Origin of the sequence: Mitsuaria sp. CC2, from assembly GCF_048957715.1 — a bacterium.
In the GTDB taxonomy this organism is placed as follows: domain Bacteria; phylum Pseudomonadota; class Gammaproteobacteria; order Burkholderiales; family Burkholderiaceae_C; genus Roseateles.
Genome location: NZ_JARVXN010000003.1, coordinates 206,931 through 231,844, shown reverse-complemented (window position 1 = coordinate 231,844; position 24,914 = coordinate 206,931). Strand labels below are relative to the sequence as shown.

The window sequence follows — 24,914 nt, the reverse complement described above, 5'->3', positions numbered from 1 at the left end:
GCGTCGGGTCATTTCTGGATCTGGTATTCAGGGCAGGCCAGCAGCAGCATCCAGCCCGCGCGGGCGCGGTTGAGCTTGCCCGCGTCGGTCGCCGCGGCGATCGTCCCGACCGCCGTCGCGATGCGCTGCTGTGTCGCGTCCGACACGTTCCCGCCGCCCAGCAGCAAGGCCTGGCGCGCCACCATCGCGCGGGCGTCGCCGGCCAGCGCCACGTCGGCGCTGAAGTCCGCCTTCGCGTCGCCCAGGCCGGTCGTCAGCACCTTCTGCATGAAGTTGAGGTAGCCGGTGACGGTCACCTCGTTGAGCAGCTGGAACTCCGGCGCCGTCACGCCCGCCGCCGTCATCGACGAGTTGGGCGGCACGTACCCCGGCCGGAAGAAGTTGAAGACCGACGGGCTGAAGAACGGGCTCTGGCCGAGGCTGTTCTCCGTGTCCATCGTCTGCCCGAGGGTCCACTGCCCCGCCGACGTCAGGTTGACGTTGCGGGCGACCTGGACGAAACGCTGCGTCGGCTCGCGCAGCTTGCCGGAGCTGGTGACGCCGGCGTCGGTCAGCCGCGCCTCGGGATCCAGCAGCACCGCGCGCAGCACGGCCTTCAGATCGCCGCGCACGCCTTGTCCGTTGTTGTTGAAGGCCTCCGCGACGCGCTGCACGTACGACGGACTCGGGTTGGAGCAGACGAAGCGCTGGATCAGCTGCCGGCCGAAGAACGGTCCGACGTTGGGGTGGTTGGCCAGCGTGTCCAGCGCCTGACGCATCGCCGTGGGGCCGTCGGTGCCCGCCGCGATCGAGGCGCCGAGCACCGTCTTCGAACCGGTGGAGAAATTGCTCGCGTTGTGCACCATCGGGCGGCGCATCACGGCGTACTCCGGGCTGCCGCTGTTGCCGGCGGTGTCGTAATCCCAGCCGGTGAAGGCGCGCGCCATCTGCGTGACCACCGTCTGGTCGTAGGTCTCGACCGCCCGGCTCCCGCTGGTCTGCGGCGTGCCGTCCAGGTTCAGCTGCACCAGGCCGATGGTGAAGAGCTGCATCACCTCGCGGGCGAAGTTCTCGTCGGGCTGACGGCCCTTGCCGTCCTCCTTCTTGCTGCCGCGCATCGCCAGGAAGGCGCCCATCGCGGGCGACAGCGTCACCGCCTCCAGCAGGCCGCGGAAGCTGCCGAAGGCGTTCTCCTCCAGCAGGTCGGCATAGGCCGTCATCGTCATGGTCCGCCACGGGAAGGTGAACCCCATCGCCGAGACGACGAAGATCTCCGACAGCGCGAGCACCATGCGCTGGCGCAACTGGTCGGGCGAGCTGATGAACTTGCGCCAGACGCTGTTGTGGAAACCCTCGTAGAAGGAATACTTGTTGGCATCGGCCGCGTAGCCGTTGCGGACCACCCAGTCCCAGTGGGACTCGGTGCGCGGCGAGAGGAACTGCAGGTCCAGCCAGGCGTTGTAGCCGACGGACTTCAACGTGGCGATGTCGGCTTCGGTCGCGGCGAAGCCGGCCTGCGCGAGGAAACGCGCGGCCTGGGCGTCGTTGGGCAGGGGCAGCGCGACGCCTGCGGCGGGCGCGGGCGACGGGGCGGGGGCCGGGGCCGGCGCGGGGGCTTCACCTGGCGCGGGCGCCGGCGCCGGACCAGGCGCGGGGGCCGGTGCCGGCGAAGGTGCAGGACTGGGCGAGCCGTCGGGCGTGGGCGCGGAGCCGGATGGGGCGGCCGGCGAATCGCCGCCGCCTCCCCCGCCGCCGCAGGCGCTGAGGGCGGCGGCGGCAGCCGTGACGGCTGCGGAAGACCAGGGGAAACGGAACATGGTGGGTGTGCGTCGGTACTGCTGACGGCCGCGACTCTAGAGAGTCCCGCCCCTGAAATCAGCATCCAATCCGCAACAGCGGAAAGACCCGGAAACGCATTCGGTTACCGTGCCTTTCGACCTGGACGGTCGCCCGCCTTCCCCCTTCCCTCTCTGGGGGACGGCCTCGCCCGACCTCGCACGATGTAATTGGCCGGAACAAACCGGCCAATCCCCCTGATCGCCGACGAAATGTTCGAAATCAGCCCGTGAAGAGCCCGAGGTCTTTCTGGGTGAAGTTCACGATCCCGGGAAGGATCCCCGGCAGGTCCGTGGCGGGCACGCCCATCCACAAGGCGAGCGTCGCGGCCAACTGGTCGACGGAGGTCGTCGGCAGCAGCCGGCCCTGGCCGACGTCGTCGGGGCCGCTCACCGCGACCGTCGGCGCCGTGCCGTAGAAGCGGCCGCCCTTGACCGCGCCGCCCATCACCAGGTGATGGCTGCCCCAGCCGTGGTCGGAGCCGTCGCCGTTGGAACTCAATGTGCGGCCGAAGTCGGACGCCGTGAAGGTCGTGACGTTCTGCGCCACGCCGAGTTCGACCAGCGCCGCGTCGAAGCTGGCCATCGCGCTGGCGACATTGCCCAGCAGCACCGGCTGCTGCGACATCAGGTTGTCGTGCAGGTCGAAGCCGCCGATGGACACGAAGTACACCTGCCGCTGCACGCCCAGCGAAGCGCGGGCGCCGATCAGGCGCGCCACCGTCTGCAGCTGGGACGCCAGGCCGTTGCCGTTGGTCTCGAACGGGGTCTGCAGCGTCGCCGTGGAGAGCGCGGTCGTGATGGTGCCCTGCGCGTTGACGGAACGCGCGGTGACGCGGTTCAGTTCCTGTTCCATCCAGTGCTGCCGCTCGCCGGTGATCATGCCGCGCAGCGCTTCGGCGCAGGCCGCGGAACCGAACAGCGACTTGTTCGCGCCGTTGATGGCGACCGCCCCGCCGGCGCTCATCTGATACTGGACCGCCTGGCCGCCCGACATGAACACGGCGTTGCCGGACACGTTGATGCAGCTGAAGGTGGCGTTGCCGTTGCTCGACAGGAACTGGTCCGCCAGGCGGCCGCCCCAGCCCGAGGTCGCGCCTTCCGGGCGGGACGACTGCCAGAGGCTGGACTGGTCGTTGTGCGAGAACAGCTTGGGCGGCAGCGGCACGTTGGCGGCCTTGTACTGCGCCAGCGTGGTCGGCTGCATCAGCGGACCGATGTTGAGCATCACGCCCAGCCGGCCGGCATCGAACACCGGCTTGAGGCGGTTCATCGTCGGCGCCAGCGCCATCTGCCGGCCGTCGGGCAGCGCGAGCGAGGGCGTCAGCGCCGTGGCGGCGAGCTGGTCGCGCGGGATCGCGAGCGCTTGGCGGATGTTGGCGTAGGCCTGGTAGTTCGCCGTGTCGTAGGGGATGACGGTGTTGCCGTAGTCGTTGCCGCCGTACATGAAGAGGCAGACGATGGCCTTGTAGTCGCCCGGCGCGGCGGCCGCGGCGGCCTCGCCGATGGCGGCCAGCTGCAGCGCCCAGGGCGCGGCCGTTCCGGCGATGGACACCGCCGAGGCGCGCTTGAGGAATTCGCGACGGCGCAGCGCGGGAAGCTTGGAGATGTGGGTCATGGTCGGCTCCGCTCGGCTGGTTATTTCTGGACCTGGTATTCAGGCGCTGCCATCACCATCAGCCAGGAGGCCTTGACGCGGTTCAGCTTGTTGGCGTCGGTGTCGGACTTGATCGTGGCGACGGCGGTGGCGATCGTGGTGATCGTCGCCTCCGAGAGGTCGCCGCCGGCCATCAGTTGCGCGTGGCGGCGGACCAGGGCCGGCGCGTCGGCGGCCAGGGCGAGATCGGCGGTGTAATCGGGCTTCATGTCGCCGACGCCGTTGCCGATCAGGCCCTGCATGTAGTTCAGGTAGCCGGCGACGGTGCTCTCATTGCAGAGCTGGAATTCGGGCGCGGTCACGTTGTTGGTGCCCAGCTGCGAATTCGGCGGCACGTAGCCGGGCCGGAAGAAGTTGAAGACCGAGCCGCTGCGCAGCGGGCTCTGGCCCAGGCGCGAGGACGGGTTGCTGGTGTCGCCGATGGCCCAGAGGTCGCCGGGCGAGTTCAGGCCGACGGTGCGCGCCCACTGGATCATGCGCTGCAGCGGTTCGCGCAGCTTGCCGCCGCCGGGGGCGGTCGAGCGTTGGCGGGCTTCGGTGTCGAGCAGGATCGCCTTGATCACCGCGCGCATGTCGCCGCGCACGCCCTTGCCGTTGTTGTCGAAGACGGCGGCGACGCGTTGCACGTAGGCGGGGCTCGGGTTCGAGGCCACCAGGCGCTGGATCAGCTGGCGGCCGATGAACGGGCCGACGTTGGGATGCGCGCTCAAGGTGTCCAGCGCCACCTTCATCGCGGCGGCGCCGTCGGCGGTCGCGGGAATGACCGTGTCCAGCACCTTCTTCTCGCCGGTGGAGAAGCGCGAGGCGTTCTGGCGCATCGGGCGCTTCATGTAGCTGAAGTCGAGGCCGTTGACGTCGGCGGAATCGATGTCGAAGTCCCAGCCGGTGAAGACGCGCGCGAGATCGGTGATCTGCTGCAGCGTGTAGGTGTCGACGGTCTTGCCGGCGGCCGTCTTGGGCGTGCCGTCGGCGTTGAGCTGGCTCAGCCCGATGGTGAAGAGCTGCATCACCTCGCGGGCGTAGTTCTCGTCAGGCTGGCGGCCGGTCTTGGCGTCTTCCTTGCGGTTGCCGCGCATGGCCAGGTAGACGCCCATCGCGGGGGACAGCGTCACGCCTTCGATCAGCTCGCGGAAGGTGCCGAAGCAACGTTCCTCGAGCATGTCGACGTAACCGGCGGTCGCAAACTGCGGCCACGCGATCGGGAGGCCGTTCATCGAGACGACGAAGATCTCCGACAGGGCGAGCACCACGCGCTGGCGCAGCTGGTCGGGCGAGCCGATCAGCTTGCGCCACAGCGTGGCGTCGGTGCCGTCCAGGCTGTAACGGTTGGCCTCGGCGCCCTTGCCCTTGGCCACGAGCCAGTCGTAATGGCTCTGCGTGCGCGCGGCATCGAACTGCTGGTCCAGCCAGCGCGAGAAGCCGATCGACTTGACGCTGGCAAGATCGCTCGCGCTGGCGGCGAAACCGGCCTGGCCGAGGAAGCGCGCGGCTTCAGGCTCGGTCGGCGGGACGGTGTTCTGGGGATCGCTGTCAGGGCCGCCGGAAGCGCTGTCGCCGCCCCCGCCGCCGCAGGCCGCGAGCAAGGCCGCCGCGGCAGCAGCCGCCAACGCGGCAGGCGCGCCGACGGACGTGGCGTCACCGACGACTCGATCGTCGTCGGGCAGTGCGGGCGGTGCGGGCGGTGCAAAGTGGGTGTTGGCGGCAGCAGTCATCTCAGCATCGGCTCGTAGCAGCGGATGCGGGATGGTGACGAGGACCGGCCGTTAAGACACCGTCATTCGTACAACTTGTGAAAGGCGCGGCAACAGGCCGTTGCGGTGTGACTTATTCACGCGCGGAAGTTGTCGGGGTCGGATAAGCGCGGGAAACGATCTGGAAACAATCGCCCGCGCGTTGGCAGGTGGGGTGCCCGGGGCACACCTGGCGTGAGGCCAGGCGCGGGCACTCCACGGTGCAGGGGGCATCCCTCCGGGAACCCCCAGCACCATTCCGGCCCCACCCACGCTCGCTGCCCCAGGGCCTGGGGAGTACGAGTGGCAGGTCTTGCCACGCGCGGGGCCAGGTCTTGCTCAGACCAGCGTGACGCCGGTCTTGCTCTGGACGAACTCGCGGGTGACTTCGGGGGCGAGCTCGACGAGCTTCAATCCTTCGGGGGTCACGTCCATCACGGCCAGGTCCGTGATGATGCGGTTGACGACACCGACACCCGTCAGCGGCAAGGTGCAGGACGGGATGATCTTCAGGTCCTCGGTGCCATCCTTCTTGCGGGCGACATGCTCCATCAGCACGATCACGCGCTTGACGCCGGCCACCAGGTCCATCGCGCCGCCCATCCCCTTCACCATCTTGCCGGGGATCATCCAGTTGGCGAGGTCACCTCTTTCGCTGACCTGCATCGCCCCCAGGATGGAGAGGTTGATCTTGCCGCCGCGGATCATCGCGAAGCTGTCATGGCTGCCGAAGATGGACGAGCCGGGAATGGTCGTCACCGTCTGCTTGCCGGCATTGATCAGGTCGGCATCGACCTCCTCGTCCGTCGGGAACGGGCCGATGCCGAGCATGCCGTTCTCGCTCTGCAGCCACACTTCCTTGTCGGACGGCACGAAGTTCGCCACCAGCGTCGGAATGCCGATGCCGAGGTTCACGTAGAAGCCGTCTTCGAGTTCCTGCGCGGCGCGTGCCGCCATCTGGTCTTGGGTCCAGGGCATGTCTCTCTCCTCAGGCGGCGGGGCGGATGGTGCGCTTCTCGATGCGCTTCTCGGGATTCGGGTTGTGCACGATGCGGTGCACGTAGATCCCGGGCAGATGGATGCTGTCGGGATCGAGCTCGCCGACCTCGACGATCTGCTCCACCTCCACCACCGTGACCTGGCCGGCCATCGCGCAGGCCGGGTTGAAGTTGCGCGCGGTGCGCCGGAAGATCAGGTTGCCGCTCTTGTCGGCGATGTGCGCCTTGACCAGCGCGACGTCCGGATTGAGCGCGCGCTCCATCACGTACTGCTGGCCGTCGAACTCGCGGATCTCCTTGCCCTCGGCCACCAGCGTGCCGACGCCGGTGCGCGTGAAGAAGGCCGGAATGCCCGCGCCGCCGGCACGCAGCTTCTCGGCCAGCGTGCCCTGCGGCGTGAATTCGAGTTCGAGCTCATTGGCCAGGTACTGGCGCTCGAACTCCTTGTTCTCGCCGACGTAGCTGGAGATCATCTTCCTGATCTGCCTGGTCTCGAGGAGCTGGCCCAGGCCGAAACCGTCCACGCCCGCGTTGTTGCTGATGACGGTCAGGCCCTTGGCGCCGCTGTCGCGGAGCGCCGCGATCAGCGCCTCCGGAATGCCGCACAGGCCGAAGCCGCCGACGGCCAGCAACTGGCCGTCCTTGACGATGCCATCCAGCGCCGCCTGGGCGCTGGGGAAAAGCTTGTTCATCCGATGTCTCCTGCTTGCCGTTGAATCACGGGTTTCCAGAACTGGTCGAGCAATCTACTACGTAAGACATTACGTAAGCGCTACGTAGAATTGATTAAGCCACCGATGCCCGAAGGAAGCCTGATGACCCAGCCCCCGGACGCCCCGTCGCCGGACGCGATGTCTGTCGACGAACTGCGCGCGCAGATCCCGAAGATCTTCGCGCCCTGGATCGTCGCACTCGGCCTAGATCCCGTCCACGCGGAAGCCGGCCTGCTGCGCCTGACCCTGCCGGTCACGCCGGCGCTGGTCCATGTCGGCGGCGTGATGTGCGGACAGGCATCGATGGCCGCGGCGGACACGGCGATGGTGCTGCTCATGCTGCGCGAGCTGGGCGAGTTCCGCCCGATGACGACCGTCCAGCTGCAGTCGACCTTCGTGCGCCCGGTCTCAGGGACGAGTTGCACGATCGAAGCACGTCTGCTGCGTCGCGGCAGGAACCTGGCGTTCGGGCGGATCGATCTGTTCGATGAACAGGGGCGGCTCGCGGTGCAGGCGACAACGACCTACGCGCTGCTGTGACGGCCAGGACAGACCCGGTTCCCATGACCCTCGACTACCGCATCGCCTTCGACCAGGCCCCGATCGGGCTGGTGATTTCCGAGCATCGCCTGATCAAGGACTGCAACCGGCTGGTGCTGGAGATCTTCGGCGCGGAACGCGAGCAGTTGATCGGTCACAGCTTCGCGCTGCTCTATCCCAGCCCGGTGGAGTTCGAGCGCACCGGCGAGCGCATCGTCGCGAGCCTCGATGCCGCCGGCTATTACGCCGACGAACGCGTGATGAAGCGCGTGGGCGGCGCGCGGGCGGGCGAGCTGTTCTGGTGCCATGTGTCGGGGCGCGCGCTGGACCCGTCGCAGCCGCATGCGAGCGGCATCTGGAGCTTCGAGGACCTGTCCGCGACGCGACAGCTGAAGGCCGACCTGACCCCGCGCGAACGCGAGATCGCCGCGCTGCTCATCGAAGGACTCACCAGCAAGCTGATCGGCCGCAGGCTGGGCGTCAGTCCGCGCACGGTCGATGTGTACCGCGCACGGTTGATGAAGAAATACGGCGCGGCGAGCACGCCGGACCTCGTCCACCGCCTGCTCGTGTCATGAGTTTTGTAGCGTGATGTATTCCCGCGGTCACCGCGACAAGGCCGATGGACAGGGGGATCGCGCAAGACGTGACCCCGGATACACGATTTCATCGATGATTTGCGGGGCAACCCGGGGACGCGATGGCGATTTCTCACGCACAATACGCGCCGTCCGGCGTTAGTCGGGCCTTAACCTGCAGAGCAAACGAATGAACAAGACCGAACTGATCGAACACCTGGCTTCCAAGCACGAACTGACCAAGGCCGAAGCTGGCCGCATCCTGGAAACGCTGCTGGACGCGGTGGTGTCCACGGTGAAGAAGGGTGGCGCCGTGTCCATCCCTGGCTTCGGTGCCTTCAAGCAGCACGCCCGTGCCGCCCGCACCGGCGTGAACCCCAGCACCGGCGACAAGATCAAGATCGCCGCCGCCAAGCTGCCCAAGTTCACCCCGGGCGCCGGCTTCAAGGCCGCCGTGGACCCGAAGGCTGCCGCTCGCAAGGCCGCCGCCAAGCCGGCCAAGGCTGCCAAGCCGGCCGCCGCCGCCAAGCCCGCGAAGAAGGCCGCCAAGAAGTAATCCCCTTCTGGCGTACGCCGATCGCCCGGGTCGCGTCAGCGGTTCCGGCGATCGCGGCGATCCCGAACAAACCCGGCTCCTGCCGGGTTTGTTTTTTTGCTCCTACAGTCCCGATATGTCCGCCCCCGCGCCCACCGCCGCAGCCGCAGCCGCTCCCGCGCCCAGCCTGCGTGTGCTGTCGCTCATCCCGCCGATGACGCAGCTCAACACGCCCTACCCGTCCACGGCCTACCTGACGGGGTTCCTGCGCTCGCGCGGATTCCAGGCGGCGCAGCGCGACCTGGCGCTGGGCCTGGTGCTCAAGCTGTTCTCGCGCGACGGACTGAAGCGCGTGCGGGCGGCGGTGCAGGCGATTCCGCTGCCGGACCGCGGCATCGCGTCGCGCCATTTCGACGAGTCCTTCGACCGCTACTTCGCCACGATCGCGCCGGCGATCGCGTTCCTGCAGGGGCGCGATCCGACGCTGGCGCACCGCATCAACACGCGGACCTTCCTGCCGGAGGGCGCCCGATTCCAGACGCTGGAGGTCTACGTCGCCGAGGAGGGCGAAGATCCGCTGGCCTGGGCTTTCGGCGCGCTGGGGCTGCAGGACCGCGCGCGGCACCTGGCGACGCTGTATCTGAACGACCTCGCCGACGTGCTGCGCGAATCGGTGGATCCGCGTTTCGAGTTCGTCCGCTACGCCGAGCAGCTGGCGACCAGCCAGCCGACTTTCGACCCGCTGCACGACGCGCTGAACGCGCCGCCCAACCTCGTCGACGAGCTGCTGCGCGAGCTGACGCTCGCTGCGATCGACGCGGAACGGCCCGACGTGGTGCTGCTGTCGGCGCCCTTCCCCGGCGCGGTCTACGCGGCGCTGCGGATCGGCCAGACGATCAAGCGCGAGCGGCCGCACCTCCGGATCCTGTTCGGCGGCGGCTTCGTCAACACCGAGCTGCGCGAACTCAACGAACCGCGCCTGTTCGACTACGTGGACTTCGTGACGCTGGACGCCGGCGAGCGCCCGCTGCTGGCGCTGCTCGACCACATCGCCGGCAAGCGCAGCCGGCAGCGGCTGGTGCGCTGCTTCATCCGCGAGGACGAGGGCGCCGACACGGAACGCGCCGGCGGCGCGCATGGCGGCCAGGTCCGCTACATCAACTTCGTCGAACCCGACGTGCCCTTCGAGGACGTGGGCACGCCGACCTGGGACGGCCTGCCGCTGCAGGACTACCTGTCGCTGCTGGACATGCTGAACCCGATGAACCGGCTGTGGAGCGACGGCCGCTGGAACAAGCTGACGATCGCGCACGGCTGCTACTGGAAGAAGTGCAGCTTCTGCGACATCACGCTGGACTACATCTCGCGCTACGAGGCGGCGTCGGCGAAGACGCTGGTGGACCGCATCGAGGCGATCGTGGCGGAGACGGGCCAGACCGGCTTCCACTTCGTCGACGAGGCGGCGCCGCCCAAGGTGCTGAAGGCGCTGGCGCAGGAGCTCATCGATCGCGGCGTCTCCATCAGCTGGTGGGGCAACGTGCGCTTCGAGAAGACCTTCACTCCCGAGCTCTGCCAGTTGCTGGCCGACAGCGGCTGCATCGCGATCAGCGGCGGCCTGGAGGTCGCGTCGGATCGCCTGTTGAAGCTGATGCAGAAAGGCGTGTCGGTCGAGCAGGTGGCGCGCGTGACGCGTGCGTTCACCGAGTGCGGCATCCTGGTGCACGCCTACCTGATGTACGGCTTCCCGACGCAGACGGTGCAGGACACGGTGGACGCGCTGGAATACGTGCGCCAGCTGTTCGAGAACGGCTGCATCCAGAGCGGGTTCTTCCACCGCTTCGCCTGCACGGTGCACTCGCCGGTGGGGCAGGACCCGACCGCCTTCGGCGTGGAACTGCTGCCGCTGCCGCCGTCGCCGTTCGCCAAGAACGACGTCGGCTTCGTGGACCCGACCGGCACGGACCACGATGCCATGGGCGATGCGCTCAAGAAGGCGCTCTACAACTTCATGCACGGCATCGGCGTGGAGCAGGACGTGCGACGCTGGTTCAGCGTGCGCGTCCCCAAGCCGAAGGTGTCCAAGCTGTTCATCGCCGAAGCGCTGGAAGCTTGAGGCCGCTTTCATCCGGGAGGATGAGCGCGGGCTCTCCACGGGGCATGGGGCCTCCCTCCGGGAACCCCAAGCCCCATTCCGGCCCCACCGTCACTCGCTGACCCCGGGCCTTGGGAGTGCGTTTGGGTCAGCGCATGCCAACCGGGGCGATCATCCCGGCAGCCGGCACCGCATTAGTCGTCGGCCCTGCTCCCGGATCGGGCAACCTCACCGGCCGGATGTCCAGCCGCACGTCGAGCAGCGTCACGTCCTGTCCGTCGCCGTCGGCATCGATCCATCCCTGTGTGTCCGCACCGCGATAGAGCCTGAAGACAAAGCCCGTGCGGTCCCGATCGCCCTTGGCATCGGGCCGGATCCGCGCCGCCATCGCCCGCACCTCGGCCGCGGGTGAGCTCAGCAGTTCCGTCATCGCCTGAACAATGCGGTTGTCGCCGAGGATGTCCGGCTGGAAGCTGTCCACCGGCCCGCGCGAAGTCCCCGCCCCGCCCTGCGTCGAGGCAAGGACCGGCACCGCCGCACCGGCCGCCGTCTTCCTCGGCGCCGGCATCGTGACGCCAGATCGCAGGTCGTGGCGATCGCCGTTGTCGAGGTAGCTGATCCGCGCACCCCGCACGTTGAACATGCCCAGCGACGGATCGCTGCGCGCATCTCTCAGGTCGACGAACAATGCCCCGCGCCCGCCGATGACGTCGATGCGATCGCCGTGCACCACGGCGGCGCTGTTCTCCTCGACGCCCAGCCCGAAGCGATACCCCTTGGCCATCATCAGCGGCAGCATGCGCCCGATGCGTCCGCGCTTGAGGAAGTGCTGGTCGACGAACAACTCGTCCCCCACGAAGCCCAGGCCGCGATCGACCTCCTGGCCTTCGCGCAGCGTCCCGCGCATGACCTCCATGACGTTGAGTGCGTCGCGGAACATCACGCGGCTCATGATGGCCGCGCCCGCGCTGGTGCCCGCGACGACGCCTCCGCGACGATAGACATCCCAGATGGCATCGAGCATCGCGGTGCGTTTTCCATCGGGCTGCAGCGTATCGACGATGAACCCCTGCGCGCCGCCGGAGAAGAAGACCGCGTTCGACGCCCGGACCTTCGCGATCAGCTCGGGGTCGTTGAGGTTCTTCTGCAGATCCGCGCCTTCGAGCCGCGGCGCGACGGGGATGTGCTCGGCCAACGCGCCGTGCTTCTTGAGCGCGTCGATGATGAGCTTGGCGGAGAGTTCAGGATTGGCCGCGGCCGTGGCCAGCACGGCGAAGTGCGCCTTGCCCGGCCCGCCGGCTTCCTGGACGATGCGTTCCCAGACGGGATCGTTGTCCATGCGCAAGGCGCCGCCGATGACGATGGCGGTCTGGGCCGAGGCGGCGCCGGAACCGAGCAGCGCCGCCAAGGCGAGCAGCGCGCGGATCCGGAACGAGATCAGGCGGAAGGCGTCCATGCCGCCTATCTTGCATATCGCGTGCCGGAAGTGAAGCAGGGTCTGCCTTCAACCTGGGGATGCGAATGGGGAATCCGGCCCGATCTCCCCTGAACGCACGCCTGCCGATCTGGGCGGACAGCGCACGGCAATCACCTCACGGTGGTGCTGAGCCGACTTCGGCGGCAACAAGCGCGCATCAGGCGCGGTCGGTCTTGTTCTTGCGCTGCTTCCGCCGCGCCTTGCGAATGCGGTAGATCAGCAGCGGCACGAAGACCGCCAGGCCGACGCCCAGCATGGACACGGCGCTGCCGCCCTTGCCCCCAGGCTGCGTCAATCCGCGCAGGGACGACATCAACTGGCCGAAGCCGAGCGTGATGAGCCAGATGAAGAAGAGGGTGACCAGCGCGGAGAGCGCGAGGCCGAAAAGCGTGCGTTTCATGGAGACCGGGATGCTACGCGCTCCTGCGTGTCGATCGATCGATCAGATCATGCGGGAAGGCTCATTCGGAGTTCGCGAGTGCGATCAGTCGCGAGAACGCCTCGACGACCGCATCGTCATCGATCGCGAGCAGGTTGTCACCGACATAGATCTCGGCCACCGCCCGGCCGGGCGAGCCCGTGGCCCGCGCGGCGTTGAAGAGCCAGAAGCCGTCGTTCTCCGCGATCGCGTTCCGTGCGCCGATGAGGCGCTGCACCTCGCCATCCATGTGCACGTGGAACATGTTGGCGTGTGGAGCCGCGGGATTGATGCGGATGCCGCTCACCCGACTCAAGGCCTCGACCACCGCGACGGTGCGTTCGAACAGGCGCGGCATCAGCGCCAGACGCTCGTCCAGGCGGTAGGCAGCGGACGCTGCCAGCGGCGCCAGCTGGAAGATCGTCCCACCTAGGCGTCGACGCCACACACGCGCCTGTGCCATGGCGCGCTCGTCGCCCGCGAGCAGCGCGCCCGAAAAGCCACCCAATCCCTTGTAGGTCGAGACATAGACGGTGTCGGCGCCGGCCGCGATCTCGGCGTAGCTCTTGCCATACCAGGCCGCCGCCTCCCACAGGCGCGCGCCGTCGAGATGCAGTCGCGTGCCCTTCTCCGCGGCCCATTGCTTGATCGCGGCCAGCTCTTCCCAGCTGGGCGACTGCCCGCCGATCACGCGCGCCGGGAGTTCAAGCACCACGGCCGACAAGGCTTCAGCGGGCTGTTCCAGGTCGCGCCGGGTCAGCGTCCGATGGGCTTGTCCGAGGTAGGTCGCATGCAGACCCATGACATGGGAGAACGCCTGCTCCTCTTCCGTCGCCAGATGGCAGGTCGCGTGCATGCCGAAGCGCGGCAGCCGCTGGTCGTCCGCGTGCAGACGCAAGGCGATCAGTTGCGCCATGACGCCGCTCGGCATGAAGACGGCGGCGGGTTTCCCGAGGAGACCGGCGACGCGCTGCTCCAGCAGTTCGACGGCGCCTCCCTCGCCGTAGACGTCGGCGGAGATCCCGTTCGATCTCGCCCAGGCCGCGACGGCCTCCAGTTCGTCGGCGAACGATCGTGGCGCGAAACCCGACACCCAGCGGGTGCACCGGTTCTTCAGGGCTTGAGTCTCGGCAGGCGTCATCGTGTGTCGCTTGTGGCGATGGGGAACGATCAGGATCGATCGGGTGGCGATTGAATCACGAGCTCCCCGTCGCGCGACAGTGTCACTGGGGATAGCCGACGTAGAACTCGCTGGCGATCTTCCAGTGGCCGCCCACCTTCAGCAGGTGGAGAGGGTCGATGGGTCGATGGGTCGAGAGGTCGAGAGGTCGAGTAATGACGAATGCGCCGATGCCAGGGGACATCGGCGCATCCGCAGTGTCAGGACCTGCCCCTCCCCGGACAAGCGCTGGCGCCGCAAGGCAGCCATGTGCGCGGCGCAAGGAGGCGGTGTCGCTTACAGCTTCGTGCCGCCGCTCGCGTCGACGATCTGCCCGGTGGTCCAGGCGCCGTCGGGACCGGCGAGGAAAGCCACCACCCCAGCGATGTATCCGGGCTTGCCGACGCCCGGGAGCGCCTGCACCTGCGCCAGCGTCTCCTTGCCGCCCGGCTCGTTGATCCACGCGCTCATGCGGGTCTCGATGGCGCCGGGCGCGACCACGTTGACCGTGATGTTGCGCGGTCCGAGCTCAGCCGCGAGCTGCAGGCTCAATGCATCCACGAAGCCCTTGCTCGCCGAGTAGGCCGTGATGCCCGGGAAAGCGATGCGCGTCGCCGCCGTGCCGATGTTGATGACGCGGCCGCCGTCGGGCATGACGGGCACCACGCCCTTCGTGACGTGGAACAGGCTGCGCATGTTGACGCTGACCAGGCGCTCGAAGTCCTCGACACTGGTATCGGCCAGGCCGGCGAAGACGGCGATGCCGGCGTTGTTGACCAGGATGTCGATGCGCGGCAGGCCCAGCGCGCTCACGCGCGCCACCAGTTGCTGGCCGCCGTCGACGGCGGACAGGTCCGCCTGCACCACGTGCGCGGTGGCGCCGGCCGCGCGCAGCGACGCGGCCAGCGTTTCCGCCTCGTCGCGGCCACTGCCGTAATGCAGCACGACTTCCGCGCCGTCGGCGGCGAGACGCTGCGCGATGGCGGCGCCGATGCCGCGCGACGCGCCGGTGACCAGGGCGATTTTTCCAACGAGGGACTTGCTCATCATGGGCTCCAAATAGACCGATCGGTCAAAATGAGGGAAAAGAAAAGCCGCGCAGGCGGCTGACGGGAAATCAGGGGCGGATCAGGGGGCGGATCAGGCGATGTCGAGCATCCCGAGCGCGATGGCCACGGTGCGTTCCATCTGCGCCCGGGTGCGTCCGGCCTGGGCAGCGACACGCAGACCGCTGGTCAACGCGATCAGGACCTCGGCGAGTTCGGCCGACGGTGTGGGATTGGGCACGGATCCGTCGCGCTGACCGCGTTCGACCGCGGCGCGCAGCATCTCGTGCGTGGCCTGCCACCGGCTCGTCAACGCCCACGCCAGAGGCGCGTCGCCAATGCCTTCGAGCAGGCCGCTGGTGACGATGCAGTGCTTGTCCACATCGACCGCGCTGCTGCAAGCATCGATCATGGCGGCGAAATACACGTCGATGGCGGCGCGACCGGTCTTCGCCGACTGCACGGCGGCGACCGTGCCGGCCGCGCGCTGCACCGCGCAGTCGATGGCCTGCAGGTACATCGCCTGCTTGTCGCCGAAGGTGTTGTAGAGGCTCTGCTTGCCCAGCCCGGTCGCTTCCTGCAGCAGCGCGAGGCTGGTGCTCGCGTAGCCATGCCGGCTGAAGACGTCGGTCAGACGCTCCAGCACCTCGGCTTCGGAAAAACGGCGTTCGCGTGGCATGGGACGGATGCTACGGCGTATTGGACCGATCGGTCAATAGCCGCAATTTCCATCCGGTTTCCTCCACCCGGTCACCCGGTCTTCCGGACTCGCGCGCATGCGATCACGCCTTCGACAGATCGGTGTCCTTCAGCGGCAGTTGCCGGATCCGCTTGCCCGTGGCGGCGAACACCGCGTTGAGCACGGCGGGCGCCGCCACCGCGATGGTGGGCTCGCCCACGCCGCCCCAGAAGCCGCCCGAGGGCATGACGATGACCTCCACCGCCGGCATGTCGTACAGGCGCATGACGCCGTAGGTGTCGAAGTTGGTCTCCGCGATGGCGCCGTCCTTGACGGTGTTGCCGCCGAAGAGCGCCGCGCCCAGCCCGTACACGAACGAGCCCGCCACCTGTGCTTCCACCTGCTGCGGATTGACGACGTGACCGGGGTCGGTCGCCGCGACGATGCGGAGCACCTTCAGCTGCCCGTCCTTGACGGAGACCTCCGCGACGGCGGCCGTGTAGCTGCCGAAGCCCATGTACTGGGCGATGCCGCGGAACACGCCCTTGGGCGCCGCCTTGCCCCAGCCGGCGCGATCGGCCACGGCCTGCAGCACCGCCAAGTGCTTGGGCCGCTTCGCCATGTGCTCCTTGCGGAACTCGAAGGGATCCTTGCCGGCGGCGTGCGCGAGCTCGTCGATGAAGCACTCGCTGTAGATCGCGTTCTGGTTGGTGTTCACGCCGCGCCAGTAGCCCGGCCGCACATGGGGGTTGCGCATCGCGTGGTCGATCAGCAGGTGCGGCACCTCGTAGCCGAAGTGCCCTTCGGGCGATTCCGCCAGCAGCCCCTGGAAAACGGTCGCGTCGCCGTTGGCGGTGATCGCCTTCGGATTGACGAAGGACGTGATCGACTGGCCGGCGATGCGCATGTGCAGCGCCCCGATGCGCCCCTGTCCGTCGAGGGTCGCGCGCAGGCGGCATTGCGTGACCGGGTGGAAGCGGCCCTGGAGCATGTCCTCCTCGCGCGTCCACATCATCTTCACCGGCACGCCGGGACGCTGTTTGGCGATGCGCACCGCCATCGCCAGATAGTCGGTGGCCAGGCGCCGACCGAAGCTCCCGCCGATGCGCATCGGATGGACCTCGCAGGCGGTGATGTCCAGCCCCGCGGCATCGGCGACCGTCGCGAGCGCCGCTTCCGCCACCTGCGTCGGCGCCCACACGTCGCAGCGCTGCGCGGTCCATTGCACCGTCGCGGACAGCGGCTCCATCGGGGCATGGTTCTGGAACGGCGTGCCGTAGTCGGCCTCGATCACGCGAGCCGCGCCCTGCAGCTGCGCCTTCGCATCGCCCTGCCGGTTGCCGACGAAGGGCGTGTCGCCCTGCAAACCCTCGCTGACCAGCGCGGCGATCGAGGCACTGCTGACCGACGCGTTCGGGCCCTTGTCCCAGACGATGGGCAAGGCGTCGAGCGCACGCTTGGCCTGCCAGAAGCGGTCCGCGAGCACGGCGAGGGTGGCGTCGTCGACCTTGATCACGTCGCGCACGCCGGGCATCTTGAGCACGGCCTGTTTGTCGAAGCTCACCAGCATGCCGCCGTGGACCGGACAGGCCTTGGGCAGCGCGACGATCATCCCGGGCAGGCGCAGGTCCATGCCGTAGACCAGCGAGCCGTCGAGCTTGTCGGCGGTGTCGAGCCGCTTCAGCGGCTTGCCGGCGATGCGCCATTGCGACGGATCCTTGAGGACGACGTCTTCGGGGATGGGCAGCTGGTTGGCGGCCGCGGCGACGGCGCCGAAGGTGATCTGGCGCTTGGAGGCCGCATGGCGGATGGTGCCGGCTTCGACGCTGCATTCGGTGACGGGCACGGCCCACTGCTGGGCGGCCGCGCTGACCAGCATCGAGCGTGCAGCCGCGCCGGCCTTGCGCACGTAGTCCTGCGAGCCGCGGATGCCGCGCGAGCCGCCCGTGCCCATGTCGCGCCACACGCGGGCTCGTGCCCGGTTCGCGCCGGGTTTCACGAGCTCGAAGCGGACCTTGGACCAGTCGCACTCGAGCTCCTCGGCCACGAGTTGCGCGAGCCCGGTCAAGGTGCCCTGCCCCATCTCCGCCCGCGCGATGCGGATGACGACGGATTCATCGGGATGGATCAGCAGCCACGCGGTGACTTCGCCGGCCGGCGCTGCACCCGTCGACCCAGCGCCCGGTGATGGTGTCGGCGTCTGCGCCACCGCGCTGGACACGGGCAGCGTGAATTCGAGGGCGAGGCCACCTGCCGCGAGGCCGGTCGCCTTCAGGAAATGGCGCCGCGTCGAGCCCGTCGCTGCCGTCGCGGTGGCATTGGTCGTTGCGGCGCTCATCGCTGGGCTCCCGCGCCGCGCAGGCGTTGGGCGGCCAGCTTGGTCGCGGCCAGCACGCGCGGGTAGGTCCCGCAGCGACAGATGTTGGTGATGCCCGATCGGATGTCCTCATCGCTGGGATCGGGCGTCTGGGTGATCAGGGCGGCGGCGGCCATGATCATCCCGGGCTGACAGTAGCCGCATTGCGCAACGTCCAGTTCGGCCCAGGCCTCCTGCACGACCTTGAGTCGCGTCTGCCCCAGCCCTTCGATGGTCACGATCTTCGCGGTGGCCGGCAGCGCGCTGACCGGCACCACGCACGAGCGCAGCGCCGCGCCGTCCATGTGCACCGTGCAGGCGCCGCATTGGGCGACGCCGCACCCGTACTTCGTGCCGGTGAGCTGCAGCTCCTCGCGCAGCACCCACAGCAGCGGCGTGTCGCCCTCGACGTCCGCGCGCAGCTGGCGGTTGTTGACATTCAGCTCGGTCATGGCTTGCCTCCCTGTTCCAGGATCCAGGTGGAGAGCGCCTGGGCCTCCTCGACGCTCACCTGCGGATTGGCGGGCATGGGCACGGGTCCCCAGCGGCCCGAGCTGCCCTTGACGATGCGCGTGGCGAGGTCCGCGGCGGCGTCCTGCTTCGCGTACTTGGCCCCGATGTCCTTGAACGAGGGGCCCACGAGCCGCTTGTCGACGGCATGGCAGGCCATGCAGTTCTTCTTCTGCGCGAGCGCGGGGTTGGCCAGGGCAAGACCCGGCACGGCGACCAGCATCGCGCAGCACGCGAGTGCAGACAGCTTCCTCATGAATGGCTTCTCCGGAGTGGCTTTTCGAGGGCGGCGTTCGCGCCTTGCAGGCACTCTAGGCGCGGGAGAGGCCGCCCACAATGCGCGAAAGCCTGCTTTGGGCGGCGGGCGCCCCGCACAATGGCGCACGTGCCCTGCTTCGCCAGCCAGGAATCTCGACGCCCGTCCGCCGTCGACGCCCCGACCTTCGATCGCCCATGGTTCTCGATCCCTTCACCCTGCTCGTCCTCACCGCGGCCATGGCAACCGCCTCGGCGCTGTGCCTGGCCGCGGAATGGCGCAGCGTGCGCGAACGCTCCCTGCTGCTCTGGAGCGCCGGTTTCGCCATCATCGCCGTCGGCAGCGTGCTGGCCCTGCTGCGTTCCAGCGGCCATGTGCTGCTCGGCATCTGGTTTCCCAACGGCCTGCTGATCGTCGCCCACTGGTTGTTCCTGGCCGGTGTCGCAGGATTCACGCGCACCCGGTTGCCGCGTGTCTGGTGGATGCTGGCCATCGTCTGGCTGGCGATGCTGTTCCTGCCCGATGGGCCGTGGTGGTCCAAGGTCATGCTGGGCACCCAGTCGCTGCTGATCGCCGTCATCACCCTGCGCGCCGGTCTGCTGCTGCGCCCGCATGGCGGCGTGTTGAGCCTGGGGGCGGCGCAGTTGCGCTTCGTCCTGCTGGCCCACAGCCTGTTCTACCTCGCCAAGGCTGGGTCGACCCTGCTGCCGGAAGCCTTCGTCAATCTGGCCGGCTTCCGCGGCGCGGTGATCCTGGTCTCGCTGGTGGAGGGGGCGATGGCGATCATGCTGCTGGCCATCTCAATGACCGGCACCGAGCGCCATCGCCGCGAGGAACGCATTGCGGAGATCGCCGCACGCGACCCGCTCACCGGCCTGGACAACCGCCGCGCCCTCTATCTGCGTGCGCCGGATCTGCTGGCGCAGTCCTCGCCGGCCCGCCCCAGCGCCCTCCTGCTGATCGACATCGACCACTTCAAGCAGGTCAACGACCTGCACGGCCACGACGCCGGCGACCGCCTGCTGATGGCCCTGAGCGACCTCATCCGCGGTGCGCTGCCCGACGGTGCGCTGGCCGCGCGCCTGGGCGGGGACGAGTTTGTGATCCTGCTGAGCGGCGCCTCCGACGTCGCCGCGCAGGCGCTGGGCCAGGACTTGCGCGAGGCATTCGCGGAGCGAGCGCGCGCGATGTTCGTCACGCCGCAGCCGGTCTCCCTGAGCATCGGCGCGACCTTGTCCGATCAGCCCGACGAGGAGCTGTCGCACTGGCTCAAGCAGGCGGACGAAGCGCTTTATGCATCGAAGCGCAAGGGGCGGAATCGGATGGAGCTGGTCTCGCTGTCGCGTTGAGCGGTCGCGGCCTTCAGCAACGTATCGGTTCGGATCATCGGAACCCGGTTCTTCCGCAGCTCTGCCTCAACAGTCTCCGACCGATGACGATCCAGACCTTCCGCAACTACGACCACTCCCGCAACTACGCGACTTCCTAGGGATGGTCTGCAAAACACGATTTGCGGCGCATGAAGAGTCGGCGTTCGCCTCGTACTCGTCGATGTGCGTGGGGTCAGCTCTTGAGCACGTTCGGTTGAGCTGCTTGGCCGCTGCTTTCAGCGCCTGAAGCGGCCGTTTTGGCCACTTCATACGGCCCCTTGATGCCGGCGTCGCCGAACGCGACCTCTTCATCACCGTGAAGCAGCGCTCCGGCCATGTTGATATCGGCGACGTTGCCCGATGTCGTGACGACCGTACCTGATGGCTGGTGACGCTTACTGGCGAGCCGTCCTTGCGGCCAACAAGGCCCCGGCCTCGGCGAAGGGATGACGCCTGTCCGCTGACCAACGCGTACTTCGCACAGGACGCAGCTCGAAGCCTGGATCAGTAGTACCGCCCGGGATTGGCGTTGAGCGACAAGGAACCTGCCGATGCCAAGGGGGCGATGCAACTCCGCGATCGATCACGTGCAGAGAATACGCAGCGCTACCCAAGACTGCCTGCGTAGACCTGCGTGAGGTCGCCTCGTGCGTGGGCGAGCCGCTCAAGCCGTAGAGGTCTACCGACGCACGGTCATCTCCCAACCAGCTTGAAGTCAAAGTTGATCGACAGCTTGTTGTCCCCCGCCTTCACCGAGTCGATCTTGAGCGCCTGCACTTCCCCTTGCAGGCGGCTTCCTGAGCCCTTGAGCATCTCCTCGACCGCCTGCTTCACATCGAATTCGACGGCACCGGGCAACGCCGGCGCGAGGCCCAGGTTCAAGAGGCTGCGCGTGTTGGGATCTTCCACGTCGTCCACGCGAATCTCGTTCAGGCGCACGACGTGACCCTGCGCGACAGGAGCGGCTGACACGGTCGCCCAGCTCGCCAACGTGACGCCGAGGCAGTCCCTCCCCGAGGGCACCCCCAGCCGACTGTTGAGGTGGACGCGGATGATCACGCGCCCGTTCTGAAGCGTCACCTTGGGATCCTCCAGATAGGCGTAGCAAGCGCCCTTCTGCAGATGGAGCTTCCCTTCTTCCTTGAACAGTCCTTCGACCAGCAGCGACTGCACCGCGGACTGCTCCAGCACGATTTCCGCGCACCGACCGATGGCGGGCGCGGCGAACAGCGCGGCGGCGAGGCTTCCAGAGATGATGAGTTTCTTCATGGTCAGCCCAGTCTGCCACGGACCGCCGGACCGCCCTCCAAACGACAAAAGGCCGTGGCATACCGCCACGGCCTTTGTCTTCGGACGGGCGCGCGAAGCGCCCTCCTCTTCAACCCATCACAGCGTCTTCAACCACGCCAGCAGCGCGTCGCGATCCGCCTTGGACAGCTGCTCGAAGCGCTGACGCGAGGTCTGTGCTTCACCGCCGTGCCACAGGATGGCTTCGGTCAGGTTGCGGGCGCGGCCGTCATGCAGGTAGCCGACCGGTTGACCCTGGGCGACCTTCTCCGTGTAGCCGATGCCCCACAGCGCCGTCGTGCGCCACATCGCACCTTGCGCCTGGCCTTCCGGCAGGTTGTCCGCCAGGGCCGGGCCCATGTCGTGCAGCAGCAGGTCGGTGAACGGACGGATCGTCTGGTCGCGCAGTTCCGCGAACGGATGGTTCTTGCCCGTCTTCATCTCCGCCGTGTGGCACGCCGCGCACTTCAGCGCGTCGAACACCTTGCGGCCGTTGCTCACCAGGACCGCATCCACGCGATGCTCTTCCGTCGGCGCCACACCCTTGGGGAATCCGCTCGGGATGCTCCGTTGGGCCGGCACGGCCAGCAGCTGCATGTACTGCGTCAGCGCGGTCAGGTCCGCTTCCGCGATGCCCTTCTGCGCCGGCGCCGTGCGGCAACCCTGCGGGTCGGTCGCGCAGCTGCGGTTCGGGTACACCGGTGAGGTCACCGACATGTCGTTCAGCAGTGCGTTGGCCACCTGGTGACGGATGCTGGCCTTGGACGCCTTCCAGCCGAAACGGCCCAGCCGCGTCGCGCCGGTCTCCGGATCGAAGGTGAAGTTGGCCTTGCCCACCACGCCGTCCGCGTCCGGCGTCGTGCGCGCACGGGCCAGGATGTCCGCTTCAGGCACCGCTTCCAGCAGACCGACACCCAGCAGCGGCAGCGCGGCTCGCGCCGACCACAGCTGCGGCGTGGGACCGTCGAAGGCGAACTTCGGCTTGCGCAGCTCGACCTTGGTGCCGTCGCCCAGCGTGACGCTGGTGGTCTCGAAGCCCGCGACCTTCACCGCGTTGCCCCAATCCTGAGGTGCACCCGACGCGGACGTCGAGTTCATCTGGATGGTCGAGCCGTAGCGCGGGTCCGGACGGATCGAGCCGTCAGCCGCCTTCATCGCGACGTGGAAAGCCATCTTGTCCATGCGCTGGTCCACCGTGAACGGCGCGGGGCTGCGACCGTTGTTGGTGTGGCAGGCCACGCACGCCGTGGCGTTGTAGCGCGTCCCCGCCAGGTTCTGGATCGAGGTCATCGGATCGTTGCCCGGCTCGATGTGCTGCCCGGTCACGAAGCTGCTGTGCACCGCGCGGCGGCCTTCAACGAATCGCTGCAGGTTCTGCATGCCGATGTTGTTGAACGGCTGCTGGAACATGCGCCAGCCTTCGTCCGAGTAGTTGTACGAGACGGAACCGATACCGCCCGCCAGCACCGAATCCGGCAGCGGCACGCTGTTCAGGCGCGGCTGGACGCCGTACCACGGACGCAAGCCGGTGCCCATGACGTAGATGACTTCGCTGGTGTAGTAGCGGTAGTCGCCCTTGTCGCCGATGGCATCCATCGCGGCGCGGCTGGAGAAGAACGAGCCGGTGAACTCGATCGCCTCGCCGACCCGCAGCGCACGCGACGGCACGTTGACGCCGTTGGGCACCAGCACGCCGTTGGCGTTGGCCGACAGGTCCTGGTGACCCGGCATGTTGTCCAGCACCACGGAGCAGCCGTCGTTCGCGCCGATGATGCCCTTGAAGCCCGAGTCAGGCTTGGCCAGGGCATTCTGCGGCGGCTTGGGGACGACCGGGCACGAGGTCTTGTCGACGAAGCCGTCCGTGTAGGTGGTCGGATCCAGCAGCTGGCCCGGTGACATCCAGCCGTAGCCGGTGACGTTCGGGTCGTCGATGCGGCGGAAGAAGGAATGGCCGCCGCCGCGCTGCGCCTGCGGGAAGTACTGGTTGACGATCAGTCGCGGCTTCGTGACGCCGGCCACGTTGGAGTTGTCGATGAACTCGACGCCCCAGGTGCGGTTCTTGAAGTAGTTCGCGACGAAGTTCATGTAGTTGCCCGGGCCCTTGTCCACCGGGTTGCCGTTGGCATCCACGGTTTCATTGGGTCCGAACCCGACCTCGTTCCAGTCCTCGCCGCGCTCGCGACCGTGGCGGCCGACGCCGCGCTGGCCGAAACGCGTGACCAGCGTGCCGTCCGGCAGCGTGAACTGGATCTGCTCGATCGGCGCCTGCGGGTTGTACAGCGGGCCCGCGCCTGCGCCGTTCACCGGGAAGGCGAAGGGGGTGGTCGTCGTGGTCGGGATGCTGTTGTCGCTGCCGACGGTCTTGAACTCGACCTCGAACAACGAATAGCCGTAATTCGTCGCACGGGTCACACCCTGGATACGGACGAAACGCGTCTTCACGCCGAGGTTGAAGTACTCCTCGGTGCCGCCTTTGCCGGCCGGCTGGTTGCGCAGACGGGTCCAGGTCTTGCCGTCGTCGGAGATCTGGATCTCGTAGGCCTTGGCGTAGGCGTTCTCCCAGACCAGCTTGATGTAGCCCAGCGGCTGCGCCGTGCCGAAGTCGTACTGGATCCACGCGCCGTCTTCGGCCTTGGACGCCCAGCGCGTCGACAGGTTGCCGTCGATGGTGTTCTTCGCGGACAGGCCGTCGTTCTCAGGCGTCGACGAGAGCGCCAGCGTCGGCTTGATCGCCACGCCCGGCTTGCTGGTGTCGCCCACGGGGTCCGTCGGCGTCGTCGGGTTGGTGGGCGTCGTCGGATCGGTGGGGTTGGTCGGCGTCGTCGGATCCGTGGGTTCCGTCGGCGTGGTCGGCGGGACCGGCGTGCCGGTGAAGGCCTGGATCTCGAAGATCGAATAGCCGTAGCCCGTCGAACGGGTCACGCCCTGCACGCGCAGGTAGCGGCCCTGGCCGCCGAGGTCCTTCAGGTCCTCGACGCCGCCCGGGCTGTTCTCGACCGTCTTGATCGTGGTCCAGGTCTTGTTGTCCTCGGACGTCTGCAGCAGGTACTTCTTCGCGTGGGCGTTTTCCCAGTTGATGCGGACGCGGGTGATGGTGACGCTGCTGCCGTAGTCCAGCGTCAGCCATTCGTTGTCGGTGAACGCGGAGCCCCAGCGGCTGTTGTCGTCCTTGTCGATGGCCTTGGCGCCGTTCAGGTCGCCGCGCTGCAGCGAGCTGCCGGTGGCGGAGACGGGCGTGAGCGCCGTCTCCGTGCCGCTGTCGCCGGCCATGCGCTTGGCGCGTGCCGCGGAATCGGCGCTGCCGCCGCTGTCGTCGGATGCGATCTGGACGCCGCCGTCCTGCTGACCGTTGCCGCCGCCGCATGCGGCGAGCAGCGCACTACCCAGCAGGGCAGGGACAAATGCCCTGCCCATCAAGATGCCGAGTTGCTTGAACTCCATGGTGGTTCCCTCCCGTGCCTGTGGGTGCGATTGGTGTCGCGGGGGGTGGTGCCCGCAACCGCTTCGATGGACCTGGTTTGGTCCGGTGCCCGCGCCGCCCATCGACACGCAACACCGCTTGTCCCTCCTGGGAGGGGCAAGCGGCGCGAGTGTCCGCGTTTGTTTTGCCACACGGCAAGTTTTAATGTGTGTCGAATTGATGCCCGTTCCGGGCCGGATGCGGCGGTATCGATACCAACGCACCAACTCGGGAAACAT

The 24,914-nt window shown here is 68.0% G+C and carries 21 protein-coding genes and 1 pseudogene; 5 read left to right on the top strand and 17 right to left on the bottom strand.

What is annotated here, in order from left to right; genetic code table 11:
- Positions 1–8: 8 nt before the first annotated feature.
- The 5 genes from PV762_RS01805 to PV762_RS01785 form a co-directional block, all read right to left on the bottom strand.
- Positions 9–1,796 carry a DUF1800 domain-containing protein gene (locus PV762_RS01805; protein ID WP_421033309.1) on the bottom strand — a complete coding sequence of 596 codons (1,788 nt, stop codon included), beginning with the start codon at positions 1,794–1,796 and terminating at the stop codon, positions 9–11.
- 241 nt (positions 1,797–2,037) lie between these two features.
- Positions 2,038–3,432, bottom strand: a complete 1,395-nt coding sequence (locus tag PV762_RS01800) for a DUF1501 domain-containing protein (protein WP_421033308.1) — start codon at positions 3,430–3,432, stop codon at positions 2,038–2,040.
- 20 nt (positions 3,433–3,452) lie between these two features.
- Entirely contained in the window at positions 3,453–5,183 is a 1,731-nt protein-coding gene (locus tag PV762_RS01795; protein ID WP_421033307.1) for a DUF1800 domain-containing protein, read from the bottom strand.
- A 357-nt stretch (positions 5,184–5,540) separates the two neighbouring features.
- Positions 5,541–6,179, bottom strand: coding sequence for a CoA transferase subunit B (locus tag PV762_RS01790; protein WP_421033306.1), 639 nt, complete (start codon positions 6,177–6,179; stop codon positions 5,541–5,543).
- Between the two features lie 10 nt (positions 6,180–6,189).
- Complete coding sequence (locus PV762_RS01785) at positions 6,190–6,891, bottom strand: CoA transferase subunit A (RefSeq protein WP_421033305.1); 702 nt, start codon at positions 6,889–6,891, stop codon at positions 6,190–6,192.
- Positions 6,892–7,014: 123 nt separating this feature from the next.
- Between PV762_RS01785 and PV762_RS01780 the strand changes: the two genes are divergently transcribed.
- The 4 genes from PV762_RS01780 (at position 7,015) to PV762_RS01765 (ending at position 10,678) form a co-directional block, all read left to right on the top strand.
- Positions 7,015–7,452 (top strand): PaaI family thioesterase, encoded by a 438-nt coding sequence (locus PV762_RS01780; protein ID WP_421033304.1) that lies wholly within the window; start codon positions 7,015–7,017, stop codon positions 7,450–7,452.
- A gap of 23 nt (positions 7,453–7,475) precedes the next feature.
- Positions 7,476–8,030: a LuxR C-terminal-related transcriptional regulator gene (locus PV762_RS01775; RefSeq protein ID WP_421033303.1), complete on the top strand. Its 555-nt coding sequence runs from the start codon at positions 7,476–7,478 to the stop codon at positions 8,028–8,030.
- A 190-nt stretch (positions 8,031–8,220) separates the two neighbouring features.
- Positions 8,221–8,586 carry an HU family DNA-binding protein gene (locus tag PV762_RS01770; RefSeq protein WP_421033302.1) on the top strand — a complete coding sequence of 122 codons (366 nt, stop codon included), beginning with the start codon at positions 8,221–8,223 and terminating at the stop codon, positions 8,584–8,586.
- A 115-nt stretch (positions 8,587–8,701) separates the two neighbouring features.
- Complete coding sequence (locus PV762_RS01765; RefSeq protein ID WP_421033301.1) at positions 8,702–10,678, top strand: B12-binding domain-containing radical SAM protein; 1,977 nt, start codon at positions 8,702–8,704, stop codon at positions 10,676–10,678.
- A 127-nt stretch (positions 10,679–10,805) separates the two neighbouring features.
- Here PV762_RS01765 and PV762_RS01760 read toward each other — a convergent pair whose 3' ends face one another.
- From PV762_RS01760 to PV762_RS01720, 9 genes are all read right to left on the bottom strand, one after another.
- Positions 10,806–12,113, bottom strand: coding sequence for a cyanophycinase (locus tag PV762_RS01760; RefSeq protein WP_421033300.1), 1,308 nt, complete (start codon positions 12,111–12,113; stop codon positions 10,806–10,808).
- 178 nt (positions 12,114–12,291) lie between these two features.
- Complete coding sequence (locus PV762_RS01755) at positions 12,292–12,534, bottom strand: hypothetical protein (RefSeq protein WP_421033299.1); 243 nt, start codon at positions 12,532–12,534, stop codon at positions 12,292–12,294.
- Positions 12,535–12,595: 61 nt separating this feature from the next.
- Positions 12,596–13,693, bottom strand: coding sequence for a threonine aldolase family protein (locus tag PV762_RS01750; protein ID WP_421033298.1), 1,098 nt, complete (start codon positions 13,691–13,693; stop codon positions 12,596–12,598).
- Between the two features lie 82 nt (positions 13,694–13,775).
- Positions 13,776–13,916: a hypothetical protein gene (locus tag PV762_RS01745; RefSeq protein ID WP_421033297.1), complete on the bottom strand. Its 141-nt coding sequence runs from the start codon at positions 13,914–13,916 to the stop codon at positions 13,776–13,778.
- Between the two features lie 92 nt (positions 13,917–14,008).
- On the bottom strand, positions 14,009–14,758 hold the full coding sequence (locus PV762_RS01740; RefSeq protein WP_421033296.1) for an SDR family NAD(P)-dependent oxidoreductase: 750 nt from the start codon (positions 14,756–14,758) through the stop codon (positions 14,009–14,011).
- A 93-nt stretch (positions 14,759–14,851) separates the two neighbouring features.
- On the bottom strand, positions 14,852–15,436 hold the full coding sequence (locus PV762_RS01735; protein WP_421033295.1) for a TetR/AcrR family transcriptional regulator: 585 nt from the start codon (positions 15,434–15,436) through the stop codon (positions 14,852–14,854).
- A 103-nt stretch (positions 15,437–15,539) separates the two neighbouring features.
- The gene (locus PV762_RS01730) at positions 15,540–17,774 is read right to left on the bottom strand and encodes a molybdopterin cofactor-binding domain-containing protein (RefSeq protein WP_421033294.1); all 2,235 of its coding nucleotides are present in this window, start codon (positions 17,772–17,774) and stop codon (positions 15,540–15,542) included.
- On the bottom strand, positions 17,771–18,244 hold the full coding sequence (locus PV762_RS01725; protein ID WP_421033293.1) for a (2Fe-2S)-binding protein: 474 nt from the start codon (positions 18,242–18,244) through the stop codon (positions 17,771–17,773). The genes PV762_RS01730 and PV762_RS01725 overlap by 4 nt, the downstream gene beginning before the upstream one ends.
- Positions 18,241–18,558, bottom strand: a complete 318-nt coding sequence (locus PV762_RS01720; RefSeq protein WP_421033292.1) for a c-type cytochrome — start codon at positions 18,556–18,558, stop codon at positions 18,241–18,243. The genes PV762_RS01725 and PV762_RS01720 overlap by 4 nt, the downstream gene beginning before the upstream one ends.
- A gap of 197 nt (positions 18,559–18,755) precedes the next feature.
- Here PV762_RS01720 and PV762_RS01715 point away from each other — a divergent pair, with 197 nt between their 5' ends.
- Positions 18,756–19,907 (top strand): diguanylate cyclase domain-containing protein, encoded by a 1,152-nt coding sequence (locus PV762_RS01715; protein WP_421033291.1) that lies wholly within the window; start codon positions 18,756–18,758, stop codon positions 19,905–19,907.
- 286 nt (positions 19,908–20,193) lie between these two features.
- Here the strand turns inward: PV762_RS01715 and PV762_RS01710 are convergent.
- The 3 genes and pseudogenes from PV762_RS01710 to PV762_RS01700 all read right to left on the bottom strand — a co-directional run.
- A pseudogene (locus tag PV762_RS01710) lies at positions 20,194–20,304 on the bottom strand (IS5/IS1182 family transposase); the annotation flags it as partial.
- Positions 20,305–20,621: 317 nt separating this feature from the next.
- Positions 20,622–21,266, bottom strand: a complete 645-nt coding sequence (locus PV762_RS01705; protein WP_421033290.1) for a hypothetical protein — start codon at positions 21,264–21,266, stop codon at positions 20,622–20,624.
- A 48-nt stretch (positions 21,267–21,314) separates the two neighbouring features.
- Positions 21,315–24,656, bottom strand: coding sequence for a di-heme oxidoredictase family protein (locus PV762_RS01700; protein WP_421033289.1), 3,342 nt, complete (start codon positions 24,654–24,656; stop codon positions 21,315–21,317).
- Between the last annotated feature and the right edge of the window lie 258 nt (positions 24,657–24,914).

What these genes read in the sequence shown, in the direction of transcription:
- PV762_RS01805 (WP_421033309.1), bottom strand. Translation starts at nt 1,796, where the DNA reads ATGTTCCGTTTCCCCTGGTCTTCCGCAGCCGTCACGGCTGCCGCCGCC.
- PV762_RS01800 (WP_421033308.1), bottom strand. Translation starts at nt 3,432, where the DNA reads ATGACCCACATCTCCAAGCTTCCCGCGCTGCGCCGTCGCGAATTCCTC.
- PV762_RS01795 (WP_421033307.1), bottom strand. Translation starts at nt 5,183, where the DNA reads ATGACTGCTGCCGCCAACACCCACTTTGCACCGCCCGCACCGCCCGCA.
- PV762_RS01790 (WP_421033306.1), bottom strand. Translation starts at nt 6,179, where the DNA reads ATGCCCTGGACCCAAGACCAGATGGCGGCACGCGCCGCGCAGGAACTC.
- PV762_RS01785 (WP_421033305.1), bottom strand. Translation starts at nt 6,891, where the DNA reads ATGAACAAGCTTTTCCCCAGCGCCCAGGCGGCGCTGGATGGCATCGTC.
- PV762_RS01780 (WP_421033304.1), top strand. Translation starts at nt 7,015, where the DNA reads ATGACCCAGCCCCCGGACGCCCCGTCGCCGGACGCGATGTCTGTCGAC.
- PV762_RS01775 (WP_421033303.1), top strand. Translation starts at nt 7,476, where the DNA reads ATGACCCTCGACTACCGCATCGCCTTCGACCAGGCCCCGATCGGGCTG.
- PV762_RS01770 (WP_421033302.1), top strand. Translation starts at nt 8,221, where the DNA reads ATGAACAAGACCGAACTGATCGAACACCTGGCTTCCAAGCACGAACTG.
- PV762_RS01765 (WP_421033301.1), top strand. Translation starts at nt 8,702, where the DNA reads ATGTCCGCCCCCGCGCCCACCGCCGCAGCCGCAGCCGCTCCCGCGCCC.
- PV762_RS01760 (WP_421033300.1), bottom strand. Translation starts at nt 12,113, where the DNA reads ATGGACGCCTTCCGCCTGATCTCGTTCCGGATCCGCGCGCTGCTCGCC.
- PV762_RS01755 (WP_421033299.1), bottom strand. Translation starts at nt 12,534, where the DNA reads ATGAAACGCACGCTTTTCGGCCTCGCGCTCTCCGCGCTGGTCACCCTC.
- PV762_RS01750 (WP_421033298.1), bottom strand. Translation starts at nt 13,693, where the DNA reads ATGACGCCTGCCGAGACTCAAGCCCTGAAGAACCGGTGCACCCGCTGG.
- PV762_RS01745 (WP_421033297.1), bottom strand. Translation starts at nt 13,916, where the DNA reads ATGTCCCCTGGCATCGGCGCATTCGTCATTACTCGACCTCTCGACCTC.
- PV762_RS01740 (WP_421033296.1), bottom strand. Translation starts at nt 14,758, where the DNA reads ATGAGCAAGTCCCTCGTTGGAAAAATCGCCCTGGTCACCGGCGCGTCG.
- PV762_RS01735 (WP_421033295.1), bottom strand. Translation starts at nt 15,436, where the DNA reads ATGCCACGCGAACGCCGTTTTTCCGAAGCCGAGGTGCTGGAGCGTCTG.
- PV762_RS01730 (WP_421033294.1), bottom strand. Translation starts at nt 17,774, where the DNA reads ATGAGCGCCGCAACGACCAATGCCACCGCGACGGCAGCGACGGGCTCG.
- PV762_RS01725 (WP_421033293.1), bottom strand. Translation starts at nt 18,244, where the DNA reads ATGACCGAGCTGAATGTCAACAACCGCCAGCTGCGCGCGGACGTCGAG.
- PV762_RS01720 (WP_421033292.1), bottom strand. Translation starts at nt 18,558, where the DNA reads ATGAGGAAGCTGTCTGCACTCGCGTGCTGCGCGATGCTGGTCGCCGTG.
- PV762_RS01715 (WP_421033291.1), top strand. Translation starts at nt 18,756, where the DNA reads ATGGTTCTCGATCCCTTCACCCTGCTCGTCCTCACCGCGGCCATGGCA.
- PV762_RS01700 (WP_421033289.1), bottom strand. Translation starts at nt 24,656, where the DNA reads ATGGAGTTCAAGCAACTCGGCATCTTGATGGGCAGGGCATTTGTCCCT.